The following is a 26,747-nucleotide window of genomic DNA, read 5'->3' as shown; positions in this document are numbered from 1 at the left end:
CGGACGCCCAGCCGAGCGTCCACCCGAGGGGGCACCACCCATGCAGCAACTCGAATTGCGGATGGAGCCCGCACAGCGGAAGGTCTACCTGATCCTCGCCGGGGTCTACGTCATCCTCGGCCTGCTCCAGTTCACCGTCAACGCGCCGAGCCTCGGGGTCTTCTTCCTCCTGATCTCCGGTGTGTTCGTCGCCTACTACCTCCAGTTCGCGAAGTTCGGGCTGGACGTCTCCCCGCAGGGCATCACGATGAACGGCTGGCAGAAGCACAGCTACCCGTGGGCGCGGATCGCCGCGATCGAGTCCGGCAAGTTCTGGTTCGCCGACCGCGTCACGCTGAGGTTCACCGACGGCACGAGCCGCCGCGCCTGGGCGCCGGTCAACTCGCTCGGCATGAAGGACCCGCAGTTCGCGCTCAAGGTGCAGGGCGTCCAGCAGTGGCACGCGCAGTACGCGGGCGCGGCGCCGCAGCCGGGCGGCCAGCCCTTCGGCCAGCAGGCGGCGCCCGCCTTCGGCCAGCCGCAGGGCCTGCCGCCTCAGCAGCCCGCCTACGGCCAGCAGCCTTTCGCGCAGCCGGGCCAGCCGCAGTACGGCCAGCCGCCCGCGCAGCCCGGCTACGGCCAGCAGCCGCAGTACGGACAGCCCCAGTACGGGCAGGGCGGCGCGCCGCAGCAGCCGCCCGCCGGCGAGTGGACCCAGGTCTTCGGGGTCGGCGACCAGCAACCGCCGCGCCCCTGAACGGTCAGCCTTCCGACGGCTGTAGGGCGGGGGCCGCACGCTCGTCGGCAGGCGGCTCCCCGGCCGGGCCGGGCGTCAGCGTCGCGACGTCCATCCTGCGCCGCAGCCACAGCACGACGACGGCGAAGAACACCAGCGGCGGCAGATCGGCGAGCAGGATGTAAGCGGGCGCGCCGCCCTGCACCAGCGCGTCGTCAAGCTGGCCCATGACGGCGGGGACGCCGAAGGCCACGAGGTTGTTGAGCACGTGCAGCGCGATGCTCGCCTCCAGGCCGCCCGTCTTCACCGTCAGCCAGCCGCACGTGACGGCCCACAGGCCGATGTCGAGCATCGCCCAGCCGGTGTACCCGTGCCCGGCGACGAAGACCGCGCTGCTGATGACGATCGCGGGCCACGGCGTCCCGAAGGCGGCGCCCAGCGCGCGGGTGAACCCGTTGCGGTAGGTGCCGTCCGGACGGACGAGGGTGCATCCGCCGATCGCCTGGAGCAGCCAGCCACGGAAGACGAACTCCTCGGCCGCCGACTGGAACGGCACGAACAGGATGATCACGACGAGCGGGGCGATGAGGGCGGACCAGCCGACCCAGCCGCCCTGCCCGGCCGCGGGTTCGTCCGCGCCGAACACCGCGCTGACGAGCACCAGCAGCGCGTAGGAGAGCACCACGTAGCCCAGCGCGGGCAGCACGCACACCGCGAGCCACTTCCAGCGCATCCGGCCGAGCACCGACACGACGCCGCCCGCGGGCCGCCGCGCGACGCCCCAGACGACGAGCAGCACCAGCGGTGTCCAGACCCCGATCATCACCAGCTGGGCCGCGAGGTCCTCCACAACGCCGCCGAACAGCTGGTTCCCGTCGGCGCCGAGCTTGGGCTGCTCCCCGGTGACGGCCCAGTGCCCCGCCGCCCACAGGACAAAAACCATGATCGCGGCAAAGAAGATCAACCCGGCCAGCGCCAGCGTCCCGAGGAGCGGCCGCCACCACCGATGCACCCGAGTCCGGTCCATCCGATGGAACGGCACCCCCGCCTCGGGTTCCACCACCCAAGGCTCCCGCCGCCCATACCCCGCCACCACATACCCCGGCCCACCCGCATAAGGCACACCCCCGTAGGGCCCCGGCCCCCCATACGCCCCCGTCCCATAACCCGCCTGCCCATAACCGGGCAGCACATGTTCACCGGTAGGCGGCTGACCGTACGGAGACCCCGAGACACCGGAAGGCACCGGCCCGTAGCCGGGCTGTCGGTAACCGGGCAGCACATGTTCGCCAGTAGGCGGCTGACCGTAGCCAGGCTGCCCATAAGCGGGTGGCACGTGTTCGCCGGTGGGCGGCTGCCGATAAGGCGACCCCTCGAAGCCGGGGCGCACCTGGCCCTGCTCCGGTAGCGCGTGTTCGCCGGTGGGGGGTTGGGCGTAGGGCGGGCCCTGAACGCCCGGCGGTACCGGACCCCAGGCGGGCTGCCCTGGGCCTGGCGGCGCGTGTTCGCCGGTGGGCGGCTGCTCGTAAGGCGAACCATGCGAGCTGGGAGGCACCGGGCCGTAGCCGGGCTGGGCGGGGCCGGGTAGCGCGTTTTCGGCGGTGGGAGGTTGGGCGTAGGGCGGGCCCTGGACGCCCGGCGGTACCGAACTCCAGCCGGGGTGGCCCAGGGGTGGGGTGTAGGGGCTGGGGGTGCCGGGGGTGTAGGGGGGTGGTTGGACGGGGGCGAAGGTGGGGGTGGGGGCGGGGAGGCGGTAGCCGGGGGTGGCGGGGGTGGGGGGTGTGGGCAGGGTGTAGCCGGGGGATTCGGGGGCGGTGCCGGGGGGTGGGGGTGGCTGCTCCACGTGGCGGAGGGGGTAGGTGTGTTCGGCGGGCCAGGTGGCCTGTGGTTCGGGGGGGCCGAAGGAGGGGCGCGCGTCCACGGGGACCCAGGACGTGGCCGCGTCGGGCGCCGGCTCGTCGTCCGGGGCGCCTGCTGCGGGTCTCACGTCCTCGGGTGGCTCCATTCCAGCAGCGTAACCGGAACGATCACCGCGCCGTCCCTCAGGTGCCGGGACGCTCGAACGCCCGCGTCCTGGCGAGTCCGGCGGCCCGGCCCTTGGCGGCGATCACGAGGGCCATCTTGCGCGACGCCTCGTCGATCATCTCGTCGCCGAGCATCGCCGCGCCGCGCCGCTCGACCGTCGTGTAGTAGTCGTACGCCTCAAGGATCAGCTCGGCGTGGTCGTAGTCCTCCTGGGACGGCGAGAACACGTCGTTCCCGGCCTCGATCTGCGACGGGTGCAGCACCCACTTGCCGTCATAGCCGAGCGCCGCAGTACGCCGGGCCGCCCGGATGAACGCCTCGGTGTCGCGCACGTTGAAGTAAGGCCCGTCGATCGCCTGGAGCCCGTAGGCGCGGCACGCCATGAGGATGCGCATGTAGATGTAGTGGTAGGCGTCGCCTTCGGTGTAGCCCGGAGGCTGCTCCCCTACGACGAGCGTCTTCATGTTGATGGAGGCCATGAAGTCCCCGGGCCCGAAGACGAGCGTTTCCAGGCGGGGTGAGGAGGCGGCGATGGCGTCCACGTTGATGAGGCCGCGCGCGTCCTCGATCTGCGCCTCGATGCCGATCCGGCCGGGTTCAAGGCCGTTGGCCCGCTCGATCTGGGTAAGCAGCTTGTCGAGCCACTGGACGTCAGCGGGTTCGCCGACCTTCGGCAGCATCACGCAGTCGAGCGCGTCACCCGCCCCTTCGACGACTTCGATGACGTCGCGGTAGGTCCATTCGGTGTCGAGGGCGTTGACGCGGACGACCCTGACCTTGCCGTCCCAGCCGCCCTCGCGCAGCGCTTCCACGACCTGCTTACGCGCGTCGGCTTTCGCGTCGGGCGCCACCGCGTCTTCGAGGTCGAGGAAGATCTCGTCGGCGGGCAGCCCGCGCGCCTTGTCGATGAACCTCTGGCTGCTCCCGGGCACGGCGAGGGTGGTGCGTCGCGATCGCTGCATGGACCGGAGGCTACCGAGCGCCGCCCGGCGCGGGCCAAGGCAGGGCCCGATCGGCGGTCCCGCGTTCCCCCGCGCGGCCCGCACCCGCCATGATGGGCCCATGACCGAGACGCAGGTGGACGCCGAGGCGCTGCTCGACGAGGCGATGAAGAAGTCCTCGCTGGTGTGGGTGGGCGTGCCGCCCGCCCGGCCGCGCCCCGCCTGGTTCGTGTGGCTGGACGGCGCGGCATACGTCCTGACCGGCGGCGAGGGCGAACAGCCGCTTCCCGGCCTGCCCGAGGCCGCCACCGTCGACGTGTCCGTGCGCAGCAAGGACAAGGGCGGAAGGCTCATCACGTGGACGGCCGACGTAAGCGAGGTCGAGCCGGACTCGGCGGAGTGGGAGGAGTTGACGCCGCACCTGTACAAGGCGCGCCTCAACGCCGCCCCGGACAAGGGCCCTTCTTTCTGGGCGAGGGAGTCCTACCTCCTCAAGCTCACCCCGAACGGGAGATATCCCGAACTTCCCGGTGGGTACGTCGAGTCCCCCGCCGTCCGGACCGTCCCGACACCCGCGACGAGCAAGACCAAGCGTCCGTTCATGCTGGGCGGCAAGCGCCGCCGCGCCGACCGGTGATCGCGTCCGGCATCCGTGGGTAGTACGAGGACCATGAACTCGGGGCCGTCCAGGGTGTTCCTGGCCAGGCTCGCCGGGGTCGGCGTGTTCGACCCGATCGGCGACCAGGTCGGCAGGGTCCGCGACGTCGTGGTGGCGCTGCGGTCCCTGGAACGGCCGCGCGTGCTCGGGCTCGTCGTCGACGTGCCGCCGGGGCGCCCGGTCTTCCTGCCGATCACCCGGATCTCCTCGTTCGACGCCCGCGCGGTGATCTTCAACGGCAAGCTCAACATGCGCAGGTTCGCCCGCCGCCCCGCCGAGACCCTCGCGATCGGCGAGATGCTCGACCGCAGGGTCGTCGCCGAGAACGTCGAGTACCTGCTGGTGGACCTCGCGATGGAGCCGATGCGCACGCGGGACTGGGAGATCACCAAGGTCGCCGTCCGGCGCGCGAAGGGGCCGCGCAGGCTCAGGTCCGAGACCCTCGTCTTCGACTGGGAGGAGGTCCACGGCCTTGAGGTGCCGGACGAGCAGCAGGGCGCGGTCCAGCTCATCGCCGCGTTCGAGCGGATGAAACCGGCCGACCTCGCCAACGTCATGCACGAGCTGCCCGCCAAGCGCAGGGGCGAGGTGGCCGCCGCCCTCGACGACGAGCGTCTCGCCGACGTCCTGGAGGAGCTCCCCGAGGACGACCAGGTGGAGATCCTCGGCAGCCTCGACGCGGACAGGGCTGCCGACGTCCTTGAGGTGATGGGCCCCGACGACGCCGCAGACCTGCTGGGTGAACTCCCCCCCGACCAGCGTGAGCAACTCCTCACCCTTATGGAGCCGCAGGAGGCCGAGCCCGTCAGACGGCTGCTGCGGTACGCCGACAACACCGCGGGCGGCCTCATGACGACCGAGGCGGTGATCCTCCCGCCGGACGCCACCGTGGCCGAGGCGCTCGCCCAGATCCGCAACCCCGACCTCAACCCGGCGCTCGCCGCCCAGGTGTACGTCGTGCGGCCCCCCACCGAGACGCCCACCGGACGCTACCTGGGGACCGTCCACTTCCAGCGACTCCTGCGCGATCCGCCTTCGACGATGATCGGCGGCATCGTGGACAGGGCGCTGTCTCCGCTGCGTCCGACGATGTCGTTGGCGGCCGTCTCAGGCATCCTGGCGACCTACAACCTGGTGTCGGCCGCCGTCGTCGACGAGGACGGCCACATGCTCGGCGCCGTCACCATCGACGACGTGCTCGACCATCTGCTGCCCGACGACTGGCGCGAGTCCCTCATGGCGGAGGACGAGGCGTCGGCCGACCACCGGAGCCCGTCATGACGACCCCCCGCTACCGGCTCGACCAGCCCCGTGAGGCCCGGCGCAGCCTGCGCGGGCCCAGGTACGACCCCGAGGCGTTCGGCGTCGCCGCCGAGCGGATCGCCCGGTTCCTCGGGACCGCCCGGTTCCTCGTCTACATGACGGTGTTCGTCGCCGTGTGGATCGCGTGGAACGTCCTGATGCCCGCGGCGTGGCGGTTCGACTCGTACCCGTTCATCTTCCTGACCCTGATGCTCTCGCTCCAGGCGTCCTACGCGGCTCCGCTGATCCTGCTCGCGCAGAACCGGCAGGACGACAGGGACCGCGTCCAAGGCGAGCAGGACAGGGCCCAGACGGAGCGGACGATGGCCGACACCGAGTACCTCACCCGGGAGATCGCCGGGCTGCGGATGGGCCTGGGCGAGGTCGCCACGCGCGACTTCATCCGCTCGGAGATCCAGCAGTTGCTCAGGGAACTGGACCGGTCCGAAGACCGTCAGGCCGACAACGCCACCGGATAGTCGGGGGCCAGCTTGTCCAGGATCGCCCGAAGCTGGGCCATCTCGGCGGCGTCGAGCCTGTCGATCAGGTGCTCGCGCACGCCGCGGTGATGGGTCGCGGTGGCCCGCTGGAGCCGCTCGCGTCCGGCCAGGGTGATCACCGCGAACAGCCCGCGCGCGTCGCTCGCGCAGGACTCGCGGCGGAGCAGTCCCTCGCGCTGGAGTCGGTCGGCGAGCCGGGTCAGGCCGCTGCGCGACAGCAGCACCCTGTCCGCGAGGTCGTTCATCCGCAGCCGTCCGTCGGGCTGCTCGGCGAGCTGCTGAAGCACGTCGTAGGAGCCGAGCGCAAGGTCGTGGGCCGACACCAGGTCCTGGTGCAGCCGCCGCGAGATGTGGACCTGGGCCCGCAGCAGGGTGCGCCACACGGCCAGGTCGCGCGGGGAGATCGTCGCGCCGGGGAGCGTTGAGACATCGGTCACGTAGTGATCGTAAAACGGGCACGACTCCGGCAAGCCGCCCTTCGGTTGCGGTTGCGACACGGTCGGGCGCGCCCCGCGTTCGCCCGCACTCCGCACGTTCCATACCATGGACGCATGGCCCTCCCTTTGACGACTGAACAGGTGACCGCGGCGCTCGCCACGGTCCAGGACCCGGAGATCCGTCGTCCGATCACCGACCTCGGCATGGTCAAGAGCATCGACATCGCGGCGGACGGCGCGGTCACCGTAGGCGTCTACCTGACGGTCGCGGGATGCCCCATGCGCGACAGGATCACCAAGGACGTGACGGACGCCGTCACGAAGATCGGTGCGACGTCCGTCCGGGTCGAGCTCGACGTGATGAGCGACGAGCAGCGCAAGGAACTCCAGACGACGCTCCGCGGCGGCCAGCCCGCCAAGGAGATCCCGTTCGCCAAGCCCAGCTCGCTGACCAAGGTCTACGCGGTGGCCAGCGGCAAGGGCGGCGTCGGCAAGTCCTCGGTGACGGTGAACCTCGCCGCCGCCTTCGCCGCGCTCGGCCGCAAGGTCGGCGTGGTGGACGCCGACATCTACGGCCACTCCGTGCCGCGCATGCTGGGCGTGGACGACAGGCCCACCAAGGTCGAGGACATGATCATGCCGCCGGTGGCGCATGACGTGAAGGTGATCTCGGTCGGCATGTTCACGCCGGGCAACCAGCCGATCGTGTGGCGCGGCCCGATGCTGCACCGCGCGCTCCAGCAGTTCCTCGCCGACGTGTACTGGGGCGATCTCGACGTCCTGCTGATGGACCTGCCTCCGGGCACCGGCGACATCGCGATCTCCGTCGCGCAGCTCCTGCCGAACGCGGAGATCCTGGTGGTGACGACGCCGCAGCAGGCCGCCGCCGAGGTGGCCGAGCGGGCCGGCGCGATCGCCGCGCAGACCCACCAGCAGGTGGCGGGCGTCATCGAGAACATGTCCTACCTGCTGTGCGACCACTGCGGCGAGCGGCAGAACATCTTCGGTGAGGGCGGCGGCCAGACCGTCGCCGACGAGCTCACCAAGACGCTCGGCGCCCGGGTGCCGCTGCTCGGCCAGGTCCCGCTGGACGTGCGGCTGCGTGAGGGCGGCGACGCGGGCAAGCCGCTGGTGCTGTCCGACCCGGACGCCCCGGCCGCGGCCGAGCTGAAGAGGATCGCCGAGTCGCTGGCCGGGCGCACCCGCGGCCTGCTCGGCAGGCAGCTCAGCGTCACGCCCGCCGGGCGCTGACGCGCCGGGAACGCACAGAACCGCCCGTCTCCCCCGAGGGAGGCGGGCGGTTCTGTTATGGCTGTGCTCAGGTGGCTTCGGCGTCGAACGGGGGGCGCTCGTCGGCCAGCAGCCGCTTGGAGGACTCGTTCGCGTAGGAGGACGCGTCGTCGAAGTCCTTGTCGAAGTCCTTCAGGCCCAGCGGGTCGTCGTCCTCGAACAGGTGCTTGCGCACGAAGTTCTTCGGGTTGAGGTCGCGCGGGTCGAAGTCGTTGAACTCGGGCCCGAGGCCCGCCTTGAGGTCGTTCTGCGCGGACTGCGCCATCTGCCGGAGTTGGCGCATCGCCCGCGCCGCCTCCTTGGCGTAGGTGGGCAGCTTGTCTCCGAAGATCACCAGGGCGATGACGCCGAGCACCAGCGCCTCGAACAGACCCACATCGAACAACTGCGCCTCCATGCCGCGGGGGCCGGGTTCCTGCCGTCCCGGCCCCTTTAGAGTATCCACGCCGGGCCGTCCCGGGGACAGCCCGAAGCGGGCCGGATCAGCCCTGGCCGAGTGTGACGTCGATGGTCGTCTCCTGGCCGCCGCGACGGTAGGTCACCTTGACGGTGTCGCCGGGGGCGTGCGAGGAGATGATCGCGACGAGCGCGTCCGTCGAGGTGACGGCCCTGTCGCCGACCTTCAGGATGAGGTCGCCGGGCTTGAGGCCCGCCTTGTCGGCCGGACCGTCCTTGACGATGCCCTGCGGGGAGTCGAGGATCTGCACGCCGTCACCCTGGTACTGGGTGTTCATGCTGATGCCGATCATCGTCTTCTTGACCGTCTTGCCCGCGATGAGCGCGTCGGCGACCTGGCGCACCTTGTTGATCGGGATGGCGAAGCCGAGGCCGATGCTGCCGGTCTCCGAGCCCTGGCCGAGGCTGGCGATCGCGGTGTTCATCCCGATCACCTTGCCGTTGGTCGCGTTCACCAGGGGGCCGCCGGAGTTGCCGGGGTTGATCGCCGCGTCCGTCTGGAGCGCGGTGATCATGCCGCCGTCGTTGCCGCCCTCGTCGCCGGTGGGGACGACCCTGTCCTTGGCGGAGATGATGCCGGTCGTCACCGAGCCGGTGAGGCCGAGCGGCGAGCCGATCGCGATCACCGGGTCGCCGGGGGCGAGCACGTCGGAGTCGCCGAGTTCCAGTGCGGGCAGGTCGTGCGCGCCCTGGGTCTTGAGGACGGCGACGTCGTTCTCCGGCGAGGTGCCGACGACGGTGGCGCTGACCTCCTTCTCGTCGCTGAAGACGACGTTGATGCGCGGGGTCCCGCCGCCGCCGGCCTCCACCACGTGGTTGTTGGTGATGATGTAGCCGCCGTTGACGATGAACCCGGTGCCCGAGCCGCCCTGCCCGTTGCCGAGGCTCACCTTGATCGTCACCACGCTGGGCAGGACCTTCTGGGCGATTCCGGCGACGGACTTGGGGTCGCGCGGCTGCTGCTGCTCGTTGCCGCCGCCCAGCGAGACCGGCGCGGCCGTCGACGGGGCCTCGCCGGAGTCCGTCAGCAGGACGGTGACGCCCGCGCCGATGGATCCGGCCAACAGCGCGATGACCAGCGCGCCGATGGCGAACAGGCCGAGCCCGGGGCCGCGCCTGCGCGACGGCGGGGTCGGCGGGACGGGCGCCCAGTTGGGCGCGCCGGGGCCGCCGGGCGGTCCCGCCTGGCCGCCGGGACGCGGCGGCGGGGGCGGGGGCGCCATGCCGGGGATCAGCGGCGGCCCCTGCGGCGGGGCGGCGGGCTGGGTGCCCGGCCAGTAGGCGCCCTGCTGCGCGGGGGCGAAGCCCGGACGGGCCTCGCCGTACCCGGGCGGCGGCGGGGGCGCGTCCTGGTACTGGGGCGGATTGTCCTGGTACTGCGGGGGGTGCTCCTGGTACTGCGGCGGCGCCGCCTCCGGCAGCCGCTGCGCCCCCGAGGACCACGGCGAGTCCTGCCGCTGGACGGCGGCGACGCCGTCGACCATCGTGGGATGGGGGGCGTTGGCGGCTGCCGCCGCGCGTGAGACGACGAGCTTGTCAGACGGCGCGGCGGGAGCGTCCGGCGGAGAGAACACCGGCTCAGCCGGAATCTCCTCTTCTGCCCCCTGCGACCCCTTTTCCTCCGTCATGACCCACTCCTCGACGAGCCTGAGATGTACGGCTTCATGGTCGCCTAAGAACCATGTGTTTGCCGTAAGCACCCTAAACCGTACTCAGCGCTTGACTTCGTCGAGACGGCGCGGAAGCCGCACCTGGGTCAGCCCGTTGCTACCCGAGACCTGCTGCGTGAACGAAGGGGTGACGTTCGGCACCCGCGCCGCCGTAGGGGCGACACTGGAGGCCGTGCCCGCGCCGAGCGCGGCCAGCGCCGCGGCGCCCACCACCAGCGAACGCGCCCGCGGCACCCGGCGGCGCACCTGCCCGTACGGGCCCGAGCCGAACGGCGACGGGTTACGGGCCGGACGGGTGTCGCGCGGCCTGCGGTACCTGTCCGGAAGGTCGCTCTGGCCCGTCATCATCAGGGCCTGCAGAAAATCGGGCGCGGGCACCGGCGCGGACGGCGTCCGGCCGAGCGCGTACAGGCCGACCATGAGGTCGGTGCTGGGAGCCGTGCCACCGAGGGCGCTCAGGCGGCGCTTGACGGCGCGCAGCGCCTCGGCCTCGGCCCGGCAGGTCGCGCACAGCACCAGGTGCGCGTGCGCCCGGTCCCGTTCGTCATGGTCGAGTTCCCCGTCGACCAGCGCGGTCAGACGTTCCCCGAGGCAGCTCACAGAGTGGACCCCTTCTTCTCTGCGGGAGCGCGGTGGGCGAGGGCGGCGCGCAACTGCGCCCGGCCCCGGTGGATGCGGCTGCGCACGGTGCCGATCTTCACCCCGAGCGTCGCCGCGATCTCCTCGTACGACAGGCCCTCGATGTCGCACAGGACGACGGCGGCGCGGTAGTCCGGCGCGAGCGCGTCCAGCGCGGCCTGCACGTCGTTGTCGAAGTTGGTGTCCTCGTACACCTGGGCGGGGGACTTCTCACGTCCGGGCAGCCGGTCGGCGGCGTCCTCGGCGAGCCCCTCGAACCTGATGCGCTGCTTGCGCCGCGCCTGGTCGAGGAAGAGGTTCGTGGTGATCCGGTGCAGCCAGCCCTCGAAGGTGCCCGGAGTGTAGTTCGCGAGCGAACGGAAGACGCGGACGAAGACCTCCTGGGTGAGGTCCTCGGCGTCGTGCTGGTTGCCCGTGAGCCGGTAGGCGAGCCGGTAGACGCGCAGGGAATGGTCCTTCACGACCTGTTCCCACGACGGGGGCGACCACTCGGCAGCGGGAGCGTTCTCCCTGCCGATCTCCCTCCCCGCCGCACCCTGGTACGGAACCGCTGAGACCGCCATGGTGTCCCAGATCACCCTTTCCCCTGCTTCGCCAAGGAACCGTGCTCCCTCGGACCGATGATTTTTAGAACGCATCGGAACGCGCCTTCGTTCCCCGACGGCGCTATCGTCTTCAGCGCGGAGTAGATGTCAGGGCTTGGAGGCGGCCATCAACGAGGTGCGGACCTACGGGGACTGGCTGTCCCCGGAGGATGAGCCGCTGCGCGAGGCCAGAAGGGTCGGCGAGGAGTACTCCGCCGACCCGGTGGGCCCCGGCGGCGGGGCGGCGCTCCGCCTTGTCGCGTCCCTGATCAACGCCAGGACCGTGGTGGAGATCGGCTCGGGATGCGGCGTGTCGGGCATCTGGCTCCTGCGCGGCATGCACCCGCAGGGCGTGCTCACCAGCGTGGACGTGGAACCCGAGAACCAGCGCCTGGCCAAGATGGCCTACGCCGACGCCGGATTCGCCGCCGGACGCACCCGGATGATCAGCGGCCGGGCCCTGGACGTGCTGCCCCGCCTCACCGACGCCGCCTACGACCTCGTCTTCTGCGACGCCGTCCGGCGCGAGTACCCCGACTACCTGTCCGCCGCGCTCCGCCTCCTGCGGCCCGGGGGTGTGGTGGCTTTCGACGACGCCCTACGGCCCTGCTCGGATCCCGCCGACGCGCACGGCGTCGACACCGTGGTCCGCCTCATCGCCGACGACGAGACGCTCATCCCCCTGCTGCTCCCCGTCGGGGACGGCCTCCTGATAGCCCAGAAGCTCCGAGGATGACGCCGTGACCACCACTCCCCCCACCGAGGTAAGGCTCCGTCCGTCCCTTCAGGGCTCGGGGCAGGCCCTCGGAGTCGTCATCCTGCTGAGCTGCTCCGTCCTGTTCTTCCTGGGCGGGCTGACCGACCCCGGGAGCGTCGGCGGCGTCGTGTACCTGCTCCTCGGCGCCACCGGGATCGTCGCCTTCGGGGCCGTCCTCGTGGTCGTCCTCGGGCATCTGCTGGGGCGGCGTCCCCTGCTCGTCCTGGAGGACGACGGGGTGCGGATCCCGGCGCGGTGGCCGCTCCCCCGCTCCGGGGACAGGGTGCTGCCCTGGAGCGAGATCGCGGCGGTGTGCGCGTGGAGCCAGGGCGTCCCGACGGGCCGGGGCCTCGCGCACCAGCTGGCGTTCCTGCCGGTCGAGGAGAGCCCGCAGGCCCGACACACCGCGGGCGCGGAGATGCTCATGGTCAAGACCCAGGGGCTGCCCGGGGTGCCGGTGCTGCGGTGGAACGTCGCGACGCTGCCGGGGTGGACGGTCAAGGCCGACGAGGTGATCGCGGAGGTCCGCCGCCGCACGGACGCGCCGTTCGAGGACCGCAGGATCGGGCTGCCCAAGAGGCGCAAGGTGGTGCGGCAGAAGCCGCGTCCCGCCGAGGACTCCTGAACCGGCGGGACGCGCGCTTTCAGGACTCGGTGAGCCAGTCCAGCAGAAGGCGGACGCCGTAAGCCGTCGCCGCCGAACCCGCGCGGGCGGGGCCCGCGACGTCCAGGTGCGCCCAGGGCCGTGAGCCCGCGAACTTTTCCAGGAACAGCGCGGCCATGATCGAGCCGCCGCCGAAGCCGCGCTTCTCGATGTTGGCGACGTCGGCCACGTCGGAGACGATCGCCTGCCGGTAGTCGTCGGTGAGCGGCATCCGCCAGAGCGGCTCGTCCGCGCCCTTCGCCGCCGCCTCCAGCTCCCGCGCCAGCGCGTCGTCCGTGGCGAACAGGGCGCCGTACCTCAGGCCGAGCGCCACCTTGGCGGCCCCGGTGAGGGTGGCGATGTCCACGACGGCGTCGGGGGCCAGCTCGCTGTCGGCGTAGGCGAGCGCGTCGGCCAGCACCAGGCGGCCTTCGGCGTCGGTGTTCAGCACCTCGGAGGTGGTGCCGCCGTAGTGCGTGATCACGTCGGACGGGCGCATCGCCGAGCCCGACGGCATGTTCTCGGCCGCCGCGACGAGCCCGGTGACCCGCACGCCGACGCCCAGGTCGCGCAGCGCCGACAGCACGCCGATGACGACGGCGCCGCCCGCCATGTCGGTCTTCATGGTGGTCATCGCGCTCGGCGGCTTGATCGAGATGCCGCCGGTGTCGAAGGTGATGCCCTTGCCCACCAGCACGATGTGCCGGGTCGCGCCCTCCGGTGCGTAGGAGAGCTGGATCAGCCGGGGCGGGCGTGGCGAGCCGGAGCCCACCGCGAGGATCCCTCCGAAGCCCTGCTCACGCAGCTCGCCCTCGTCCCAGACGCGGACGGACAGGCCGGACTCCGCGGCGGCGCTGACGGCACGGTCGGCGAGCCAGGCGGGGCCCTTCTCGCTGGCCGGGGTGTTCGTCAGGTCGCGGGCGAGAGCGGCGGCACGGGCGTACACCTCGCCCCTGGCCGAAGGCTCCGCCCCTACCAGGACGACCTCCCTGACGGGCTTCTTGCCGTCGCCCGTCTTCAGGCTGTACTCGTACCCCGCGAGCAGGACCGCCTCCGTGAACGCGGCGAGATCGCCCTCCGGCGGGATCACCGCGAGCACGTCCTTGCCCTTGGCGCGTCCGGCCAGGGCCGCGCCGGTCTTGCGCAGGTCGGCGGGGGTGCCGCCGCCCGTCCCGTACAGCAGCAGCTCGCGGAACTCGCCCTCCACCCTGACCGGGACGGAGACGACCTCTCCCGCCTCCCCCTTGGCCTCGTGGAACTCCAGCAGCGCGGCGAGGTCGGCCCCGGTGTCGAAGCCGGGATCACCGCCCTGCGGGACGGCGAGCACCTGCGCGCCGGGCACCCGCGACAGCGGGCCCTCGGCGATACGGACACCGGTCAGGACGGGCAAGGCTTGTTCCTCCCTGGGAAAGCGCTTCGGCGGACGGGACGGGCCCCAAGCAAAGGGTCCCGGGCGGCCCGCTCGGAAAAGGGGGGCGCGGCCGGGACCGCTAGAGACGATCAGGCGTCGCGGGGCTAGCCGACAACGCCGCCGAGGGCGTCGCCCAGCTCCTTGGCCTCGGCGGGGGTCAGCTCCACCACGAGCCGGCCGCCGCCTTCCAGCGGCACGCGCATGACGATGCCGCGCCCCTCCTTGGTAACTTCGAGCGGACCGTCACCTGTCCGCGGCTTCATCGCCGCCATGCGTGCATCCCTTCCTTCCCGGCCCAGGGGCCGTTCGGGCCTCGGGAGGCCCTGGCCGCTCCAGCTCCGCGTCTTTCAGTAGTTGACATTATCCCGTGTTCCGGGCGCGAAGTGGTAACGATCAGACGCGGCCGATCGCTCCCGGACCGCTGAAAGCCCTTGCCGGACAGGCTTCCAGATGGTCGTTGACCAGCCCGCACGCCTGCATCAGCGCATAGGCGGTGGTGGGTCCGACAAAGCGGAAACCAGCTTTACGCAAAGCCTTCGCCAAATCCTTGGAGCCCTGTGTCCATGCCGGGACATCGGCCGGAGTCCTCGGCGCGGGCGCCTTCGGATCGGCGAATCGCCAGATGAGGGAGGAAAGCCCGCCGGGCAGTTCCAGGGCCGCCCGCGCATTCGCGACGGCTGCCTCGATCTTGCGGCGGTTGCGGACGATCGAGGCGTCCCCCAGAAGGCGCGTGACGTCCTGTTCGGTGTAGGCGGCGACCTTGTGCGGGTCGAAGCCGTCGAAGGCCCTACGGAAGCCCTCACGCTTGCGCAGGATCACCAGCCAGGAGAGGCCCGACTGGAAAGCCTCCAGGCTGAGCCGCTCGTACAGGGCGGCGTCCTCGGTGACCGGGCGTCCCCACTCCTCGTCGTGATAGGCGACGTACTCGGGGGCCGAGGCCGCCCACGCGCACTTCACGCCCTGCGCCAGCCCTCCTCCCGCCGCCACTGCTCCCGCTGGCTGCTCTTCCACGGTTCCTCCTGCGCGTCCCCGCCCCCGGCGGGCCGCTCGTCGATCTCCCACGGCTCCAGCGCCGTACTGCCCGCGTCGCCCGACAGATCCGACAGGTGCGGCAGGTCGGACTTGTCGGCGGGCGGGGCGCTGCGCAGCACCGCTAGTTCCCGCTCAAGGCGCTCGACCTGCTCCTCCCGCACCGCCAGCGCGTCCGCGAGGCGGATGAGCGCGTCGTCGGTCATGGGGGCGTGGTAGCCCCACGGGCTCTTCGGCAGCCGCAGCCTCCGGGCGTCCGACGCGCGCGGCAGACGGTCGGCCGGGAGGCCGCTGGGCGGATGGTCGGGGAGCGCCTCGACGAGCGCGCCCCCACGGCCGCGCGCGAGCACCACCGTCGCCACGACCACCGCGAGCGCGGCCAACGCGAGCACTGCGGGCATGGATCCCTCCGATCGGCGTCGTCCCCCGATCGTGCCATGCTCTCAGGCATGGACGAGCACCTGCTGTGGACGGCCCGCCCCGGCACGGCCGGGGACCTCATCGACGCGGGCACCGACCCGTCCGCGGCGCGGGTGCGGGCACTGCTGGCGCGCGGGCCCGTCAAGGTCAGGCTCGCCGGGACGGGCAGCGGGCCGCTCGCCGCCGCCGCGGTCTACGCCTGGCTGGGCGTCAGCGCGTTCGTCTCCGAACTGCCGCCCGCCGAGCTGCGGCAGGTCCTCGACATGGTCGCCGCGATGCGGGGCGTGCGGCAGCCCGCCGTCAGCAGGCGGGCGCTCGCCTAGCGTCAGCTCAGGTCTGCTGGAGGGCCGCGCTCAGTAGGCGGTGCTCGGCCTCCAGGTGGTCGAAGGCGGCGGCGATGTCGGCCGCGTAGTGCACCGCCTCAACGGCCGCGGGCCGGTTGAACCCCTCGTCCAGCAGGTGCTCCATGAGTTCGCGCAGCCGGCCGTAGACGCCGTGCGGATCAAGGATGACGATCGGCTTGGCGTGGAACTTGAGCGTCCGCGCCACCCAGATCTCCAGCAGCTCCTCCAGGGTGCCGATGCCGCCGGGCAGCACGAGGAAGCCGTCGGCGCGGCGGTCCATCTCGGCCTTGCGGGCCCGCATGTCGGACACCAGCACCAGCTCGTCGTTCGCGCCGTCCGGGACCTCCTGGGACGCGGGCATGCCCGCGGGCACCACACCGACCGTCCGGGCGCCGCCCGCGCGGGCCGCCGCCGCCACCGCGCCCATGCACGACTGGACGCCGCCGCCCGTCACCAGCGTGTGGCCGCGCCGCGCGAGCTCCGCGCCGACCTCCGCCGCGACCGCCACATGCCTGCCGTCCACCCTGGTGCTCGACGCGCAGAACACCGTCACCGTCATCCCCACCGCTGATCCTCTCTTCGCCGCCGCCAAAGTATCCCTTTCGGATCGCGCGGGTACACCCGTTTCCGCCGGTCACCGCGGGACTCGCGGAGTTATCCACAGGGCGTCGCGCGGGATTTTCTGATCCGGGTGATGATCGGGGTGTGCCCGCCGGCGCGGGCCGCACGGGGAAACGGAGAACGGGGGTTCACCATGCCGAAGGTCGAGGAACTCGTCGAGCGGATGATCGGCGACGCCGTGGTCGGGCTGGAGATCATGGCGATGTGCCTGGGCGCGCGGCTCGGGCTGTACCGCGCGCTGGAGAAGGGCCCGCTGGACGCCAACGGCCTCGCCGACGCCGCGGGCGTCCACCCGAGGTACGCGCGCGAATGGCTGGAACAACAGGGCGTCGCGGGGTGGCTCGAAGTCGTAGAAGAGGACGCGGGCGGCGATCCGTACCGGCGGACGTTCGCGCTGCCCGAGGAGGCGCGCGAGGTCCTGCTCGATGAGGACAGCCCGTTCTACATGGGGGCGCTGCCGCGCTTCCTCACCTCCATCACGGGGGTGCTGCCGGACGTCGCCGACGCCTACCGGCACGGCGGCGGCGTCCCGTTCTCGGCCTACGGGGCGGGCACCAGGCACGGCATCGGCGGGCTGAACCGGCCGATGTACCTGACGGCGGCGGCGGGCTGGGTCGCGGCGGTGCCGGGCGCGGCGGAGCGGCTGGCCCGTCCTGGCGCGCGGATCCTCGACCTGGGCTGCGGCACCGGCTGGTCGGCGATCGCGCTGGCCGAGGCGTTCCCGGCGGCGGCGGTGCGCGGTGTCGATCTCGACGCGAAGTCCGTGGCGGAGGCGCGGTCCAACGCGGCCGGGCGCGGCCTCGCCGGGCGCGTCGGGTTCACCCTCGCGGACGCGGCGACCTTCGATCCGCCGGAGGACGAGCGGTACGACCTGGTCTGCCTGTTCGAGGCGCTGCACGACATGGCCGATCCCGTCGCCGTCCTCGGCAACGCGCGCCGCCTGCTCGCGCAGGGCGGCTCGGTCCTCGTAGGCGACGAACGCGTCGCCGAGTCCTACCGGGCCCCCGGCGATCTCCTGGAACGCCTCAACTACGGCTTCAGCACCCTGCACTGCCTCCCCGCCACCCGCGCCGAGGACCCCCAGGTCGAAGCCGGCACCGTCCTCCGCCCCGCCCAGGTCCACACCTACGCCCTGACCGCCGGCTACCCCTCCGGCGCCCACCCCCTCCCCATCCCCCACGACCTATGGCGCTTCTACCACCTACCAACCTGACCACCCCTCTCCCACCACCCCACCGTGCGGCCGGTGCCAGGAACGAGCTGCCACACGGCCGCGCCCGGGCCCGGCGATCGGACCCGGTCTGGTCAGGGCTGGTCGAACTCCGCGTACTCCCCCCGCGCATACCTTTCCGCCACAACATCCGCCTTCTCATGCGCCGCCCGCACAAGATCAACCCCCAGCACGTCCGCCAACTCCACCAGATACGTGAACACGTCCGCCAGTTCCGACCGCACCGCCGCCGCCTTCTCCTCCCGCGCCATCACCCCCACCGACTCCTCCTCCGTCAACCACTGGAACTCCGCCACCAACTCCCCCACCTCCCCCGCCAACGCCATCACCAAATTCTTCGGCGTGTGATACCTCGCCCACCCCCTCTCCCCAACCACCTCACGCAACCTCCCCACCAACCCATCCATCCCCTCCACCATGCCCCCACCCTAAGACGCCCCCCACCCCCGCCCGACAAGCCCCGCCAGGAACTCCCGCGTCTCCTCGTCGACCGAGTACAGAACGGTCCCCATCATCCCGCGCGTCAGCAGCACCTTGTAGGTGTGCCGGATCAGCCGGTCATAGTCCGGCAAGGGCGTGCTCTTCCTGAACACAGGATCCTTCGTCGCCTCCCGCACGGCCACGAACCGCCCCCCGCGGACCACCAGGTCGGGACCGAGGATCACGCCGTTCCAGTCGTACTCGAACCCCTGCGCGGTGTAGACGCACCCCACCTGCCCGAACCCGCCCGGCGCGGTCGCCCACATCGGGCTCGCCGGCGCGGTGCCAACCGCGCGGTCGCCCTTGACGTTCCAGGGCCGGGCCCAGTCTCCGATCCGCACGTCCGGGACGAGGGCCCCGTCCACGGGGTCGCTCCACGGCCAGCAGTAACCGGCGGTCATCCGGGCGGAGTACCCCGCCTCCTGCTCCTCACGGAGCCGCTCCTCGAGCTCGGCGGGGCTCCCCGCCACCTCGACGCGGAAGTGGTCGTCGCCCGGCCAGGCGCTCGGCCCGTCTCCGCGCAGGCCCAGCAGGCGCAGCACCCAGTCCTCGTACACGGCGCTGCCGCCGCAGCGGAACTGCCCGTCGAGCGAAATGTCGTGGACCCTGAAGCCGCGCCCCTCCGCGTAGGCGCGGATCTCCGCCGGGCTGCCCAGTTCCCCTGGACGCACCACCTGGTTCTCGTCCAGGAGGAACACCGGAACCCTGGCTACTGAGATGAGCTCGTCTATCTGCGGCCGTCCGCTGCGCAGTTCCGCCCGCGTGAAACGGTTGACGGAGGTCTCCCTGAGCCGGTGCGCCTCGTCGCAGATGAGCACGTCGAGAGAGTTCCGCTCGGCCGCCATGAAGCTGTTGAAGTACTTGAAGAGCGCCTTGACCCGGGTCGAACCTCTTCCCACGTGGTTGCGCAGGGTCGTGGTGAAGGCCGAGGACCCGGTGGCGTGCAGGGCCGTCCGCCCCTGCCGGTACAGCTCGCCCAGGACGGACAGCGCGATGACGCTCTTGCCGCTGCCCGGCCCTCCCGTGACGACGACGACCTCCTTGGCGTCCGCGTGCTGGGCGGACCGCACGGCGTGCATCACGAGGTCGTAGGCGAGCCGCTGCTCATCCAGGAGGACGAACTGTTCCCGCTCCTTGATCTCCTTCGCGCCCAGCTCCATGAGCTGCTTGGACGGGCGGATCGCGCTGTCCATCAGCCGGTCCGCCGCGGCCGCGCCGGGCTCCGGAGCGAAGCGCTTACGCAGGTACTCCTGGAAGGCCCCGCGCCGGGTCTTCGTGAACAGCCTCCCCTCTTCGGACACCACCTGCCCGAAGAGGTCGAGCACGTCGCCGTCCTCCGCGTTGTGCAGGTACGCCACCCCGTCCAGCCGCGCTCCGTCGAGCGCGCCCACGAAGTCCCGCAGGTACTCGCAGTACTGCGCCACCTGCCGCGCCGGGTGCAGCTTCGGCCCGCCCGGCATCCCCTCGACCAGCACCAGCTCCGGGTCGTCCTCGTACAGCTCCGCCCGGCTCCACTGCTTGAGCTCGACCACGACGTACGCGTCGTTCCCGTCATGCCCGACTCCGGCGAGCACCACGTCGGCCCGCTTGCTCGTCAGCGGCAACTGGTACTCCGCCAGCATCTCCACCTGCCCGAGCCCCGCGTCCACAAGGTCCCGCGCCAGGACGGGCAGACTCCGGTCCCACGACCGCCGCTCCGCGGCACCGGGATTCCTCCGCGCCGCCAACCGCAGATGCTCGGCGATCCGCTCACTCAACGCCGTCTCCATCGGCGAGGCCAACGCGGCAAGACTCTGCGCGGAATGCCGGAACGCCGTCACCCAACCCACCCCCGAACAGCACAAACCCTCGCGCGAGCGGGGACATGTTCCGGAACCACCCCCGGAAGCCCGCCATGCCGCCTGAACAAGAATCAGCCTAGCCCCGCGTCCCGAGGTGACGCCCCGCATTTCGCGGAGCATCAGTCGAGGCACGCCTCCGGCGACCCGCCGATCAGGTCACGAAGATAAGCACGCGTCTCCTCATCCGTCGAGCAGATCACAACACCACGCAGTCCCCGAGTCAGCAGGATGTAGTAGGTGTTGCGAATGAGTTGGTCAAAACGCTCATCCGAGACCTGGCTGGCGCGTACGACCTGATCCGCGTTCTTGTTCCTGTCCACGACAAGACGCCCGCCACGGGCGACCAGGTCATCCCCGATGATCACACCCGCCCAGTCGTACTCGAGCCCCTGCGCGGTGTAGACGCAGCCGATCTGATCGAACCCACCGTCCTGACTCGCCCAGAGCGACGAGGGCGGCACGTTCCCCAACCTGCCTGGCCACGGACTGTTCCATGGGCGCTCCCAGTCACCGATGCGTACGTCCTTGGTGAGCTCGCCCTCGGGATTCTTGTCCCACCGCCAGCAGTAACCGGCGGCGATACGCGCGGACTGCCCGGCTTCGATCTTCGACCGCAGGAAATCCTCCATAACGGCGGGAGAGGACGCGATCTTCACGTCGAAGGAAGGGTCGCCCGGCCACTTCTCGACGTTCCGGTCCGCACGCGCCTCAAGGTCCTCCGCGCCAAGGCCGAGAACCGCACGGAGCCACCCCTCGTAAACGCTGCTCCCTCCGCAGCGCCATTGCTGCTCCAACTCGATGACCGGGTAGAAGTGCACGTCGAGTTCCTGCGCGGCGTTCTTGATGGCCGTCACGGTCCCGCACTCGTTCGGCCTGATGCTCTGATGATGATCCGTCAGGAAAACGGTGACGCGCGCCGCCTTGATGAGCGTCCTCAGCTGATGCTCGTCGCTGGTGTAGCGGGCATGGCGCTGTATCCGCGTCCTGTCCCTCGCCCTGTGGGCCTCATCAACGATCAGAACGTCGAGCTCCCGGTCCGGGTCGACGTAGCGGTGGAACTTGTTGACGAGCTTCGCATGGCCCTTGCGGTTCCCGGCCAGCTCCTTCTGGACCGTCTTGGCCATCGCGGCCGACCCCGCCGCGAGCTCGACGCGGATCCCCCGTCCGGACAGACGGCCCAGGAGCTCCAGGGCGATGGCCGTCTTGCCGGATCCCGCGCGGCCCACGACGACCACCACGCGTCGGGCCCTGTCGCTCCTGGCGCTGCGCACCGCGTGCTCCACCGCGTTGTAGGCGTCCACCTGCTGATCGAGCAGGGTGAAGTGCCGCCGACCCGCGACGATGTCGGCGACCATGTCGAGCAGAGCCGGGCTCGGAACCACGACACCGCTCAGAAAGCGGTCGGCGACGTCCCATCCGGGCTCGGGCGCGAAGACCTCGCGCAGATACCGGATGAACTCGCCTCGCCGGTCGGCTGTGAAGATGTGCCTGCGCGGCTGCGGAGCGCGCCGGAACAGGTCTTCCACAGACGACCGCTGAGCATCGTGCAGATAGACGACGCCATGCACGACCTCCTCCCGGCCACCGACCATTCCGCAGTAGTGGGTGATCGTCGAGCAGTAACCCTCCAACTGGTCGAGCGGATGCGCCTGGGGAGTCGGCAGGCCCGGAACGACGAAGAGCTCTGGCCCTGGACCGCCCTCTCCGTCCACAGCCCAGTCCGCATCGCTGGACGCGTCGTCCTCATAAGGGGTGACCGTGCCCCATTGCTTCAGCTCGACCACCATCAGGACGTCCCGGCCAAGTCGATCAACGCCCGCCAGCACGACGTCGGCCTGGCTGCTCTTGTTCGTCGGCATCACGTACTCGACGATCATCTCCAGTCTGTCGAGGCCCGCGTCCATGAGATCTGCGGTGAGGCTCGACAGGCTGTTGACCCACGCCTTCTTCTGGCCGGGGGAAGCGGTCCTGCCCGTCGCCTCCTTGTAGTGGGCGCTCAGGGCACGCACGAAGGCTCTCTGCGACACAGAAGGGCTGGTCAGCTCTTCCCTGAGCGTCCTCACAGTGCTCCGCCGCGCGCATCGGGGGGTCTGTGACACCGGGCATCCCTCACACGAAGAATCTTCTCCACCATGATCTAGATCCAGCTAGATCATGATGAAAATGCATATGCCCTATTTTGCCCATAGATCGGCCAGGTCTTGGACAGGCGACCGACCGCGCCCCGCCCTATATGGGCGGCCGCAGGCCCACCCGGCACTCGGGGTGGCGGCCGGTGGCTTTGCGGATCCGCCCTTGGGTGGGGCGCGACCACCGTCAATGGCTGGAACGATGAGGGTCGCGGATGGCGCTACCGGGACTTCCTGCTGCGGAGCCTTCGGGGGCTAGGAGGGTGAGGAGGTGGGTTACTTCGGTGGTTATGGCGGTTCGGGCGGGGGTTAGGTATTTGCGGGGGTCGGTGAGGGTGGGGTGGGTGAGGAGGGTTTGGCGGAGGGTGGTGGTCATGGCTCGGTTGAGGTGGGTGGCTACGTTGATTTTGAGCATGCCGTGGTGGACGGCGGAGACCAGGCCCGGGTCGGGGACGCCGGAGGAGCCGTGGAGGACCAGGGGGACGGGGACGTGGGCGGCGATCTCGGCGATGAGGGTGTCGTCCAGGACGGCGTCGCGGGTGGACATGGCGTGGGAGGAGCCGACGGCTACGGCGAGGGCGTCCACGCCGGTCTCGGCGACGAACGCGGCGGCCTCGCGCGGGTCGGTGCGGACGCCGGGGGCGTGCGCGCCGTCCTTGCCGCCGATCTCGCCCAACTCGGCCTCCACCCAGACGCCGCGGGCGTGGCACCAGGCCGTCAGCTCGGCGGTCAACGCGACGTTCGCGGCGTGCGGGAGCGCCGACGCGTCCACCATCACGGACGGGATGCCGAGGCCCACGGCCTCCCTGACGAGCTCGGGGCGGGTCGCGTGGTCCAGGTGCACCACAACGTCCACCGAGGACGCCTCGGCGATGGCCAGCGCCGCGGCCGCGAGGGGGGCGAGCGCGCCATGGTAGGCGACGGTGTTCTCCGAGATCTGGAGCACCACGGGCAGCCGCGCGCGCTCGGCGCCCGCGACGATCGCCTCGGCGTGTTCGAGCTGGATGACGTTGAAGGCGCCCAGGCCGCGACCGGCGGCGCGGGCTGCGGCGACGATCTCCGCCATGGGGGTCAGCGGCACGGGTCCTCCACAACGATCTCCGTGGTCAGTCGCCGGTAGGCGGCGAGGTCAAGGTCACCCGCCACAGGGCGGAGCACCGAGGCGGCCGACACGGCGACGGCGTCCACGGCCATCCGCCTGAGGTCGAGGGCGGCGGCCGACCCGGCGCGCGCGAGCGCACGTGCCACCGCCGCGCAGGCGGCGTCACCCGCGCCGGTCGGGTTGCCCTGGACGGGCGAGGGAAGCCGCGCGTGCACAGCACCGGCACGTCCTACGGCGACGATGCCGCGCGCTCCGAGCGTCGCCACCACGACGGCCGTAGGGCCGGTGTGCAGGAGTGCGGTCGCAAGGCGGGCGGCGTCGGCGGGGGTGTCGGGACGTTCTCCGGTGAGCGCGGCGAGTTCGTCCTCGTTGGGCATCAGCACCGCTCCCCCGGCCGTGGCGGCCGCGCGCAGGGGTGCGCCGTCCAGGTCGAGGACAACGGGTACATCGTGCTCGGCGCACAGGGCGGCGACGCGTAGGGGCAGTTCAGGATCGACGCCGACAGGCAGGCTTCCGGAGACGGTGACGGCGCCTGAGTCGGGGAGCCCCGTAAGGACGGAGTCCAGAAGCAGCCGTTCGGCCTTCGCGGCGTCGTGAGGCGGCGGCCCCGGCTCCCACAAGGAGGTCGTGACGCCGTCAGCGCCGTGTACGACGACCGTCCTACGCACGTCGGGGAGCGCGTCGACCAGCCGCACGTCGAGGCCGTCCGCCTCCAGTTCGGCGGCGAGCCGGGCGCCGCCGGGCCCACCGCCCAGGCCGAGCACCGCGCACGGCGCGCCGAGCCGGTGCAGCACCCGCGCCACGTTGACGCCCTTGCCGCCCGCGCGCACCGCCATCTCCGCGACCCGGTGGACGCGTCCGGGGACGAGTTGAGGCACCCGGTAGGTGACGTCGAGGGCCGGGTTCGGCGTGACGGCGAGGACCCCGCCGGGTCGCATCAGGGGACCTGCGCGGCGTCGAGGACGACGGAACGGGTCAGGCCGCGCGGCTCGTCGGGGTTGAGCCCTGCGGCGGCGGCCCTTGCGAGGCACAGCAGGTGGACGCGGACGAGGTCGGCCATCGGGTCGCGGCCTTGCGCGTGCTCGAAGTGGCCTCCGGTGGCGTGTACCTGCGCGGGCAGCCCTGCGGGCACGTCACCGAACGCCCACGTCACCCTGCCTTCGGTGGTCACGCTGATCGGGCCGTGGCGGTACTCCATCGCGGGGTAGCTTTCGGACCACGCCTGCGCGGACTCGCGCAGCTTCAGGGCTGCCTCCTCCGCGAGGCCGACAGTCCAGCCGCGTCCTACGAACGTCACTTGGTCGGCGTGCAGGGCGGGGCCCAGCCCTGCGTCGCCTTCGTCGAGCACCGCCTGCGCGTCGCGTGACGCCCTGGTGAGGTCCTCGCCCAGGGAGGCGCGCAGGAGGGCGAGCGCGGTCGTGGCGAAGCGCGTCTGGACGACGGAGCGCTCGTCCACGTCGGCCATGACGATCGCGTCGGCGAGTTCGACGGCCGGGGTGGCGCCGTCCGCGGTGATGACCGTCGCGAGGCTCCCGTATCGCTCAAGAACGCGCAGCACCTCGGTGGTGGTTCCTGAGCGGGTCAGCGCGATGATCCTGTCGTAGCCGCGTTCCAGCCTGTGCTCGCTGGCCGCCCACGCGTCGGTGAGGCCCTGGCCCGCGCCCTCGCGCAGCGCGGCGTAGGACTGGGCCATGTAGAACGAGGTGCCGCAGCCCACGACCGCGACGCGCTCGCCCGGACGGGGAAGGAGGGCGGCGTGCTCACCGGCCTTGGCGGCCGCGTCCAGCCAGTCGCCCGGCTGTGTCGCGATCTCCCGTGCCAGGTGGGTGCCCCCGATGCCGCTCGCGTCCATCCCCGTCGTCCTCCCTCGTGTGCCGCGCCCGGACCGGCGCGGGACGCCGGAGGGCGCACCGAGCATCGCCTTTCTGATTGATTCTGTCAAGAAGAGAGTTGTTTCGATCAGTTACGAGCAGTACTGATCAGACTGTGCGCACTTCGACGTCCCGTTCGGCGAACCGCGCGACGACGTCCGAGGGCGCCCCCGTGTCGGTGATGAGCACGTCCACGTCAGCCATCCCGCAGATCCGCGCGAACGCCCTACCGCCCAGCTTGGAGGAGTCCGCCACAACGACGACCCTGCGCGCCCGTGACGCGAGCAGTTGGTTGATGCTGGCCTCTCCCTCGTGGTGGGCGGTCGCGCCCGCCTCCGGGTCCACCGCGTCCACCCCGAGGAACGCGACGTCAAGGGAGACGTCCTGCAGGATGCGGGTGGCGAGCGGCCCGATGAGCTCGTACGACTGCGGCCGCTCCACCCCGCCCGTGACGACCACCTTCACCTGCGGCCGGACGGTCAGCTCATACGCGATGTTCAGCGCGTTCGTCACGACGGTGAAAGCGGGTTCCTGCGCGGAGCCCGTGAGGTCGGCTCGCGTGGCGAGTTCCGCCGCGAGCCGCGTGGTGGTGGTGCCCCCGTTCAGCCCCACGACCATCCCCCTGGTGACGAGCCGGGCCGCCTCGTGCGCGATCCGCTCCTTCTGTTCGGCGTTACGCGCCGTCCGGTACCGCATCGGCAGGTCGACGGCCACCCCGTTGGCGACCGCTCCGCCGCGCGTCCGCGTCAGCAGCCGCTGCCGCGCCAGTTGGTCGAGATCCCTCCGCACGGTCGCCGCCGACACTCCCAGCGCCCCGACGACCTCATCGACGTCCACCCTCCCCCGCTCCGCCACGAGTTCGAGAACGGCGCTCAGGCGCTCGTCACGGTTCACGGACATGCTCCCTCGATGCGTAGAAAACGATGTCGGCGATCACGAACGCGCACCGCCGACACCGAGATTCTGCACCGCTCCCGGAGTTCAGCCCGCCATCACACGCTTCGCCGCCTCGTCCCGTACCGCTCGCGCGAGCAGAAGCAGCCCTCCTCCGATGAGGAGGAGCGTGAACGGAAGGCCGTCAACGAGCACCTCGTAGGCGGCCCACGCGGGATCTCTGCGCAGTAGGCCGTCGGGGAGCACCACGGTGTTCACCAGCGCCACCCGCGCCGCCGCCTCAACGAGGCACGCGACGGTCCCGCCGACGGCCAGCGCGCACCCCAGCGCCCGGAGCCGGTCCGCGACGGCCGGGGTGACCCTCCCGCCGTCCCGCGCCGCCCGCGCCGTCTGAGCGACCACCTGGAGCACGCGCAGGGACAACAGGTACGTCGGCGTCACGCTGAGAAAGCTCCACAGGTACTGCTCGGTGCTCGGCGTCCGGTCGCAGACCCGGAGCCCGTCGAGCACAACGCCGACATCCGGCACGATCCCGCCCAGATCGCGCAGCACGCGCTGCGCCTCGGCGGAGGACGCGCCCGTGTCGATCGACAGGCAGACGAGGGAGCCGCCGATCCCAAAGGCGCTGCCTCCTTCGACGAACGCCAGGAAGGCGAGGCCGCCGACGACGGTCAGCGTCAGGTAGCCGACGAAGACGGCGTTCGTCAGCCGGGCGAGATCCCAACGGCGGCGGGGAGGAGGCATCGGACATCCCAAC

At 71.4% G+C, this 26,747-nt stretch carries 29 protein-coding genes; 9 read left to right on the top strand and 20 right to left on the bottom strand.

Annotated elements, in window-relative coordinates:
- Window positions 1–40 precede the first annotated feature (40 nt).
- On the top strand, window positions 41–736 hold the full coding sequence (locus tag LO762_RS02415; RefSeq protein ID WP_230612007.1) for a hypothetical protein: 696 nt from the start codon (window positions 41–43) through the stop codon (window positions 734–736).
- Window positions 737–740: 4 nt separating this feature from the next.
- Here the strand turns inward: LO762_RS02415 and LO762_RS33320 are convergent, their stop codons facing one another.
- Together LO762_RS33320 and LO762_RS02405 are read right to left on the bottom strand one after the other, a co-directional pair.
- On the bottom strand, window positions 741–2,702 hold the full coding sequence (locus tag LO762_RS33320) for a type II CAAX prenyl endopeptidase Rce1 family protein (RefSeq protein WP_308103182.1): 1,962 nt from the start codon (window positions 2,700–2,702) through the stop codon (window positions 741–743).
- A 55-nt stretch (window positions 2,703–2,757) separates the two neighbouring features.
- The gene (locus tag LO762_RS02405; protein ID WP_230612006.1) at window positions 2,758–3,702 is read right to left on the bottom strand and encodes a CoA ester lyase; all 945 of its coding nucleotides are present in this window, start codon (window positions 3,700–3,702) and stop codon (window positions 2,758–2,760) included.
- A gap of 100 nt (window positions 3,703–3,802) precedes the next feature.
- On the opposite strand from LO762_RS02405, the gene LO762_RS02400 reads away from it, so the two are divergent.
- From LO762_RS02400 to LO762_RS02390, 3 genes are read left to right on the top strand one after another with little or no spacing between them, the layout of a single operon-like run.
- Complete coding sequence (locus LO762_RS02400; RefSeq protein WP_230612005.1) at window positions 3,803–4,318, top strand: hypothetical protein; 516 nt, start codon at window positions 3,803–3,805, stop codon at window positions 4,316–4,318.
- A 33-nt stretch (window positions 4,319–4,351) separates the two neighbouring features.
- Window positions 4,352–5,620: a magnesium transporter MgtE N-terminal domain-containing protein gene (locus tag LO762_RS02395; protein ID WP_230612004.1), complete on the top strand. Its 1,269-nt coding sequence runs from the start codon at window positions 4,352–4,354 to the stop codon at window positions 5,618–5,620.
- Window positions 5,617–6,120 (top strand): DUF1003 domain-containing protein, encoded by a 504-nt coding sequence (locus LO762_RS02390; RefSeq protein WP_230612003.1) that lies wholly within the window; start codon window positions 5,617–5,619, stop codon window positions 6,118–6,120. The genes LO762_RS02395 and LO762_RS02390 overlap by 4 nt, the downstream gene beginning before the upstream one ends.
- Here LO762_RS02390 and LO762_RS02385 read toward each other — a convergent pair.
- On the bottom strand, window positions 6,096–6,578 hold the full coding sequence (locus LO762_RS02385) for a MarR family winged helix-turn-helix transcriptional regulator (protein WP_230612002.1): 483 nt from the start codon (window positions 6,576–6,578) through the stop codon (window positions 6,096–6,098). The genes LO762_RS02390 and LO762_RS02385 overlap by 25 nt on opposite strands.
- A 114-nt stretch (window positions 6,579–6,692) precedes the next feature.
- Here LO762_RS02385 and LO762_RS02380 point away from each other — a divergent pair, with 114 nt between their 5' ends.
- Window positions 6,693–7,829 carry an Mrp/NBP35 family ATP-binding protein gene (locus LO762_RS02380; protein ID WP_230612001.1) on the top strand — a complete coding sequence of 379 codons (1,137 nt, stop codon included), beginning with the start codon at window positions 6,693–6,695 and terminating at the stop codon, window positions 7,827–7,829.
- A gap of 67 nt (window positions 7,830–7,896) precedes the next feature.
- Here LO762_RS02380 and LO762_RS02375 read toward each other — a convergent pair whose 3' ends face one another.
- From LO762_RS02375 to sigE, 4 genes are all read right to left on the bottom strand, one after another.
- On the bottom strand, window positions 7,897–8,244 hold the full coding sequence (locus LO762_RS02375) for a sec-independent translocase (protein WP_308103323.1): 348 nt from the start codon (window positions 8,242–8,244) through the stop codon (window positions 7,897–7,899).
- A 106-nt stretch (window positions 8,245–8,350) separates the two neighbouring features.
- A complete protein-coding gene (locus LO762_RS02370; RefSeq protein WP_230611999.1) occupies window positions 8,351–9,952 on the bottom strand; it encodes a S1C family serine protease in 1,602 nt (533 codons plus the stop codon).
- Between the two features lie 84 nt (window positions 9,953–10,036).
- Window positions 10,037–10,594, bottom strand: a complete 558-nt coding sequence (locus LO762_RS02365) for an anti-sigma factor (RefSeq protein WP_230611998.1) — start codon at window positions 10,592–10,594, stop codon at window positions 10,037–10,039.
- Window positions 10,591–11,196: an RNA polymerase sigma factor SigE gene (sigE, locus tag LO762_RS02360; protein ID WP_230612818.1), complete on the bottom strand. Its 606-nt coding sequence runs from the start codon at window positions 11,194–11,196 to the stop codon at window positions 10,591–10,593. The genes LO762_RS02365 and sigE overlap by 4 nt, the downstream gene beginning before the upstream one ends.
- A 136-nt stretch (window positions 11,197–11,332) precedes the next feature.
- Between sigE and LO762_RS02355 the strand changes: the two genes are divergently transcribed.
- Window positions 11,333–11,953, top strand: a complete 621-nt coding sequence (locus LO762_RS02355) for an O-methyltransferase (protein WP_230611997.1) — start codon at window positions 11,333–11,335, stop codon at window positions 11,951–11,953.
- Between the two features lie 4 nt (window positions 11,954–11,957).
- On the top strand, window positions 11,958–12,599 hold the full coding sequence (locus LO762_RS02350; protein ID WP_230611996.1) for a hypothetical protein: 642 nt from the start codon (window positions 11,958–11,960) through the stop codon (window positions 12,597–12,599).
- Window positions 12,600–12,618: 19 nt separating this feature from the next.
- Here the strand turns inward: LO762_RS02350 and LO762_RS02345 are convergent, their stop codons facing one another.
- The 4 genes from LO762_RS02345 to LO762_RS02330 all read right to left on the bottom strand — a co-directional run bounded on the left by LO762_RS02345 (window position 12,619) and on the right by LO762_RS02330 (window position 15,458).
- A complete protein-coding gene (locus LO762_RS02345) occupies window positions 12,619–14,007 on the bottom strand; it encodes a M17 family metallopeptidase (RefSeq protein WP_230611995.1) in 1,389 nt (462 codons plus the stop codon).
- A 125-nt stretch (window positions 14,008–14,132) separates the two neighbouring features.
- Window positions 14,133–14,300, bottom strand: a complete 168-nt coding sequence (locus tag LO762_RS02340) for a DUF3117 domain-containing protein (RefSeq protein ID WP_230611994.1) — start codon at window positions 14,298–14,300, stop codon at window positions 14,133–14,135.
- A 121-nt stretch (window positions 14,301–14,421) separates the two neighbouring features.
- Window positions 14,422–15,039, bottom strand: a complete 618-nt coding sequence (locus LO762_RS02335) for a DNA-3-methyladenine glycosylase I (RefSeq protein WP_308103181.1) — start codon at window positions 15,037–15,039, stop codon at window positions 14,422–14,424.
- Window positions 14,982–15,458 carry a hypothetical protein gene (locus tag LO762_RS02330; RefSeq protein ID WP_230611993.1) on the bottom strand — a complete coding sequence of 159 codons (477 nt, stop codon included), beginning with the start codon at window positions 15,456–15,458 and terminating at the stop codon, window positions 14,982–14,984. The genes LO762_RS02335 and LO762_RS02330 overlap by 58 nt, the downstream gene beginning before the upstream one ends.
- 48 nt (window positions 15,459–15,506) lie before the next feature.
- Here LO762_RS02330 and LO762_RS02325 point away from each other — a divergent pair, with 48 nt between their 5' ends.
- The gene (locus LO762_RS02325) at window positions 15,507–15,800 is read left to right on the top strand and encodes a hypothetical protein (RefSeq protein WP_230611992.1); all 294 of its coding nucleotides are present in this window, start codon (window positions 15,507–15,509) and stop codon (window positions 15,798–15,800) included.
- A 7-nt stretch (window positions 15,801–15,807) separates the two neighbouring features.
- On the opposite strand, the gene LO762_RS02320 is transcribed toward LO762_RS02325, so the two are convergent.
- Window positions 15,808–16,380: a TIGR00730 family Rossman fold protein gene (locus tag LO762_RS02320; RefSeq protein ID WP_230611991.1), complete on the bottom strand. Its 573-nt coding sequence runs from the start codon at window positions 16,378–16,380 to the stop codon at window positions 15,808–15,810.
- 195 nt (window positions 16,381–16,575) lie between these two features.
- Between LO762_RS02320 and LO762_RS02315 the strand changes: the two genes are divergently transcribed.
- Entirely contained in the window at window positions 16,576–17,655 is a 1,080-nt protein-coding gene (locus LO762_RS02315; RefSeq protein WP_230611990.1) for a bifunctional 2-polyprenyl-6-hydroxyphenol methylase/3-demethylubiquinol 3-O-methyltransferase UbiG, read from the top strand.
- Window positions 17,656–17,747: 92 nt separating this feature from the next.
- Here LO762_RS02315 and LO762_RS02310 read toward each other — a convergent pair whose 3' ends face one another.
- The 8 genes from LO762_RS02310 to LO762_RS02275 form a co-directional block, all read right to left on the bottom strand.
- Window positions 17,748–18,092, bottom strand: coding sequence for a nucleotide pyrophosphohydrolase (locus tag LO762_RS02310; RefSeq protein ID WP_230611989.1), 345 nt, complete (start codon window positions 18,090–18,092; stop codon window positions 17,748–17,750).
- A 9-nt stretch (window positions 18,093–18,101) separates the two neighbouring features.
- Complete coding sequence (locus LO762_RS02305) at window positions 18,102–19,910, bottom strand: DUF2075 domain-containing protein (protein ID WP_230611988.1); 1,809 nt, start codon at window positions 19,908–19,910, stop codon at window positions 18,102–18,104.
- Between the two features lie 203 nt (window positions 19,911–20,113).
- Window positions 20,114–22,057 carry a DNA/RNA helicase domain-containing protein gene (locus tag LO762_RS33315; RefSeq protein WP_230611987.1) on the bottom strand — a complete coding sequence of 648 codons (1,944 nt, stop codon included), beginning with the start codon at window positions 22,055–22,057 and terminating at the stop codon, window positions 20,114–20,116.
- Window positions 22,058–22,310: 253 nt separating this feature from the next.
- Entirely contained in the window at window positions 22,311–23,189 is an 879-nt protein-coding gene (locus LO762_RS02295) for a class II fructose-bisphosphate aldolase (RefSeq protein WP_255684701.1), read from the bottom strand.
- A gap of 5 nt (window positions 23,190–23,194) precedes the next feature.
- Entirely contained in the window at window positions 23,195–24,163 is a 969-nt protein-coding gene (locus tag LO762_RS02290) for a 1-phosphofructokinase family hexose kinase (RefSeq protein ID WP_230611985.1), read from the bottom strand.
- Window positions 24,163–25,077 (bottom strand): SIS domain-containing protein, encoded by a 915-nt coding sequence (locus LO762_RS02285; RefSeq protein WP_230611984.1) that lies wholly within the window; start codon window positions 25,075–25,077, stop codon window positions 24,163–24,165. Before LO762_RS02285 ends, LO762_RS02290 begins: the two co-directional genes overlap by 1 nt.
- 127 nt (window positions 25,078–25,204) lie before the next feature.
- On the bottom strand, window positions 25,205–25,990 hold the full coding sequence (locus tag LO762_RS02280) for a DeoR/GlpR family DNA-binding transcription regulator (protein ID WP_230611983.1): 786 nt from the start codon (window positions 25,988–25,990) through the stop codon (window positions 25,205–25,207).
- A gap of 87 nt (window positions 25,991–26,077) precedes the next feature.
- Entirely contained in the window at window positions 26,078–26,734 is a 657-nt protein-coding gene (locus LO762_RS02275) for a hypothetical protein (protein WP_230611982.1), read from the bottom strand.
- Between the last annotated feature and the right edge of the window lie 13 nt (window positions 26,735–26,747).

This window comes from Actinocorallia sp. API 0066, assembly GCF_020991275.1.
Lineage (GTDB): Bacteria > Actinomycetota > Actinomycetes > Streptosporangiales > Streptosporangiaceae > Actinocorallia.
The sequence above is the reverse complement of the archived record's forward strand: the minus strand, read 5'-3'. Positions and strand labels throughout refer to the sequence as shown.

What these genes read in the sequence shown, in the direction of transcription:
- LO762_RS02310 (WP_230611989.1), bottom strand. Translation starts at nt 18,092, where the DNA reads ATGGTGGAGGGGATGGATGGGTTGGTGGGGAGGTTGCGTGAGGTGGTT.
- LO762_RS02275 (WP_230611982.1), bottom strand. Translation starts at nt 26,734, where the DNA reads ATGCCTCCTCCCCGCCGCCGTTGGGATCTCGCCCGGCTGACGAACGCC.
- LO762_RS02405 (WP_230612006.1), bottom strand. Translation starts at nt 3,702, where the DNA reads ATGCAGCGATCGCGACGCACCACCCTCGCCGTGCCCGGGAGCAGCCAG.
- LO762_RS02340 (WP_230611994.1), bottom strand. Translation starts at nt 14,300, where the DNA reads ATGGCGGCGATGAAGCCGCGGACAGGTGACGGTCCGCTCGAAGTTACC.
- LO762_RS02390 (WP_230612003.1), top strand. Translation starts at nt 5,617, where the DNA reads ATGACGACCCCCCGCTACCGGCTCGACCAGCCCCGTGAGGCCCGGCGC.
- LO762_RS02285 (WP_230611984.1), bottom strand. Translation starts at nt 25,077, where the DNA reads ATGGACGCGAGCGGCATCGGGGGCACCCACCTGGCACGGGAGATCGCG.
- LO762_RS02415 (WP_230612007.1), top strand. Translation starts at nt 41, where the DNA reads ATGCAGCAACTCGAATTGCGGATGGAGCCCGCACAGCGGAAGGTCTAC.
- LO762_RS02380 (WP_230612001.1), top strand. Translation starts at nt 6,693, where the DNA reads ATGGCCCTCCCTTTGACGACTGAACAGGTGACCGCGGCGCTCGCCACG.
- LO762_RS02290 (WP_230611985.1), bottom strand. Translation starts at nt 24,163, where the DNA reads ATGCGACCCGGCGGGGTCCTCGCCGTCACGCCGAACCCGGCCCTCGAC.
- LO762_RS02395 (WP_230612004.1), top strand. Translation starts at nt 4,352, where the DNA reads ATGAACTCGGGGCCGTCCAGGGTGTTCCTGGCCAGGCTCGCCGGGGTC.
- LO762_RS02370 (WP_230611999.1), bottom strand. Translation starts at nt 9,952, where the DNA reads ATGACGGAGGAAAAGGGGTCGCAGGGGGCAGAAGAGGAGATTCCGGCT.
- LO762_RS02330 (WP_230611993.1), bottom strand. Translation starts at nt 15,458, where the DNA reads ATGCCCGCAGTGCTCGCGTTGGCCGCGCTCGCGGTGGTCGTGGCGACG.
- sigE (WP_230612818.1), bottom strand. Translation starts at nt 11,196, where the DNA reads ATGGCGGTCTCAGCGGTTCCGTACCAGGGTGCGGCGGGGAGGGAGATC.
- LO762_RS02320 (WP_230611991.1), bottom strand. Translation starts at nt 16,380, where the DNA reads ATGACGGTGACGGTGTTCTGCGCGTCGAGCACCAGGGTGGACGGCAGG.
- LO762_RS02325 (WP_230611992.1), top strand. Translation starts at nt 15,507, where the DNA reads ATGGACGAGCACCTGCTGTGGACGGCCCGCCCCGGCACGGCCGGGGAC.
- LO762_RS02315 (WP_230611990.1), top strand. Translation starts at nt 16,576, where the DNA reads ATGCCGAAGGTCGAGGAACTCGTCGAGCGGATGATCGGCGACGCCGTG.
- LO762_RS02400 (WP_230612005.1), top strand. Translation starts at nt 3,803, where the DNA reads ATGACCGAGACGCAGGTGGACGCCGAGGCGCTGCTCGACGAGGCGATG.
- LO762_RS02295 (WP_255684701.1), bottom strand. Translation starts at nt 23,189, where the DNA reads ATGGCGGAGATCGTCGCCGCAGCCCGCGCCGCCGGTCGCGGCCTGGGC.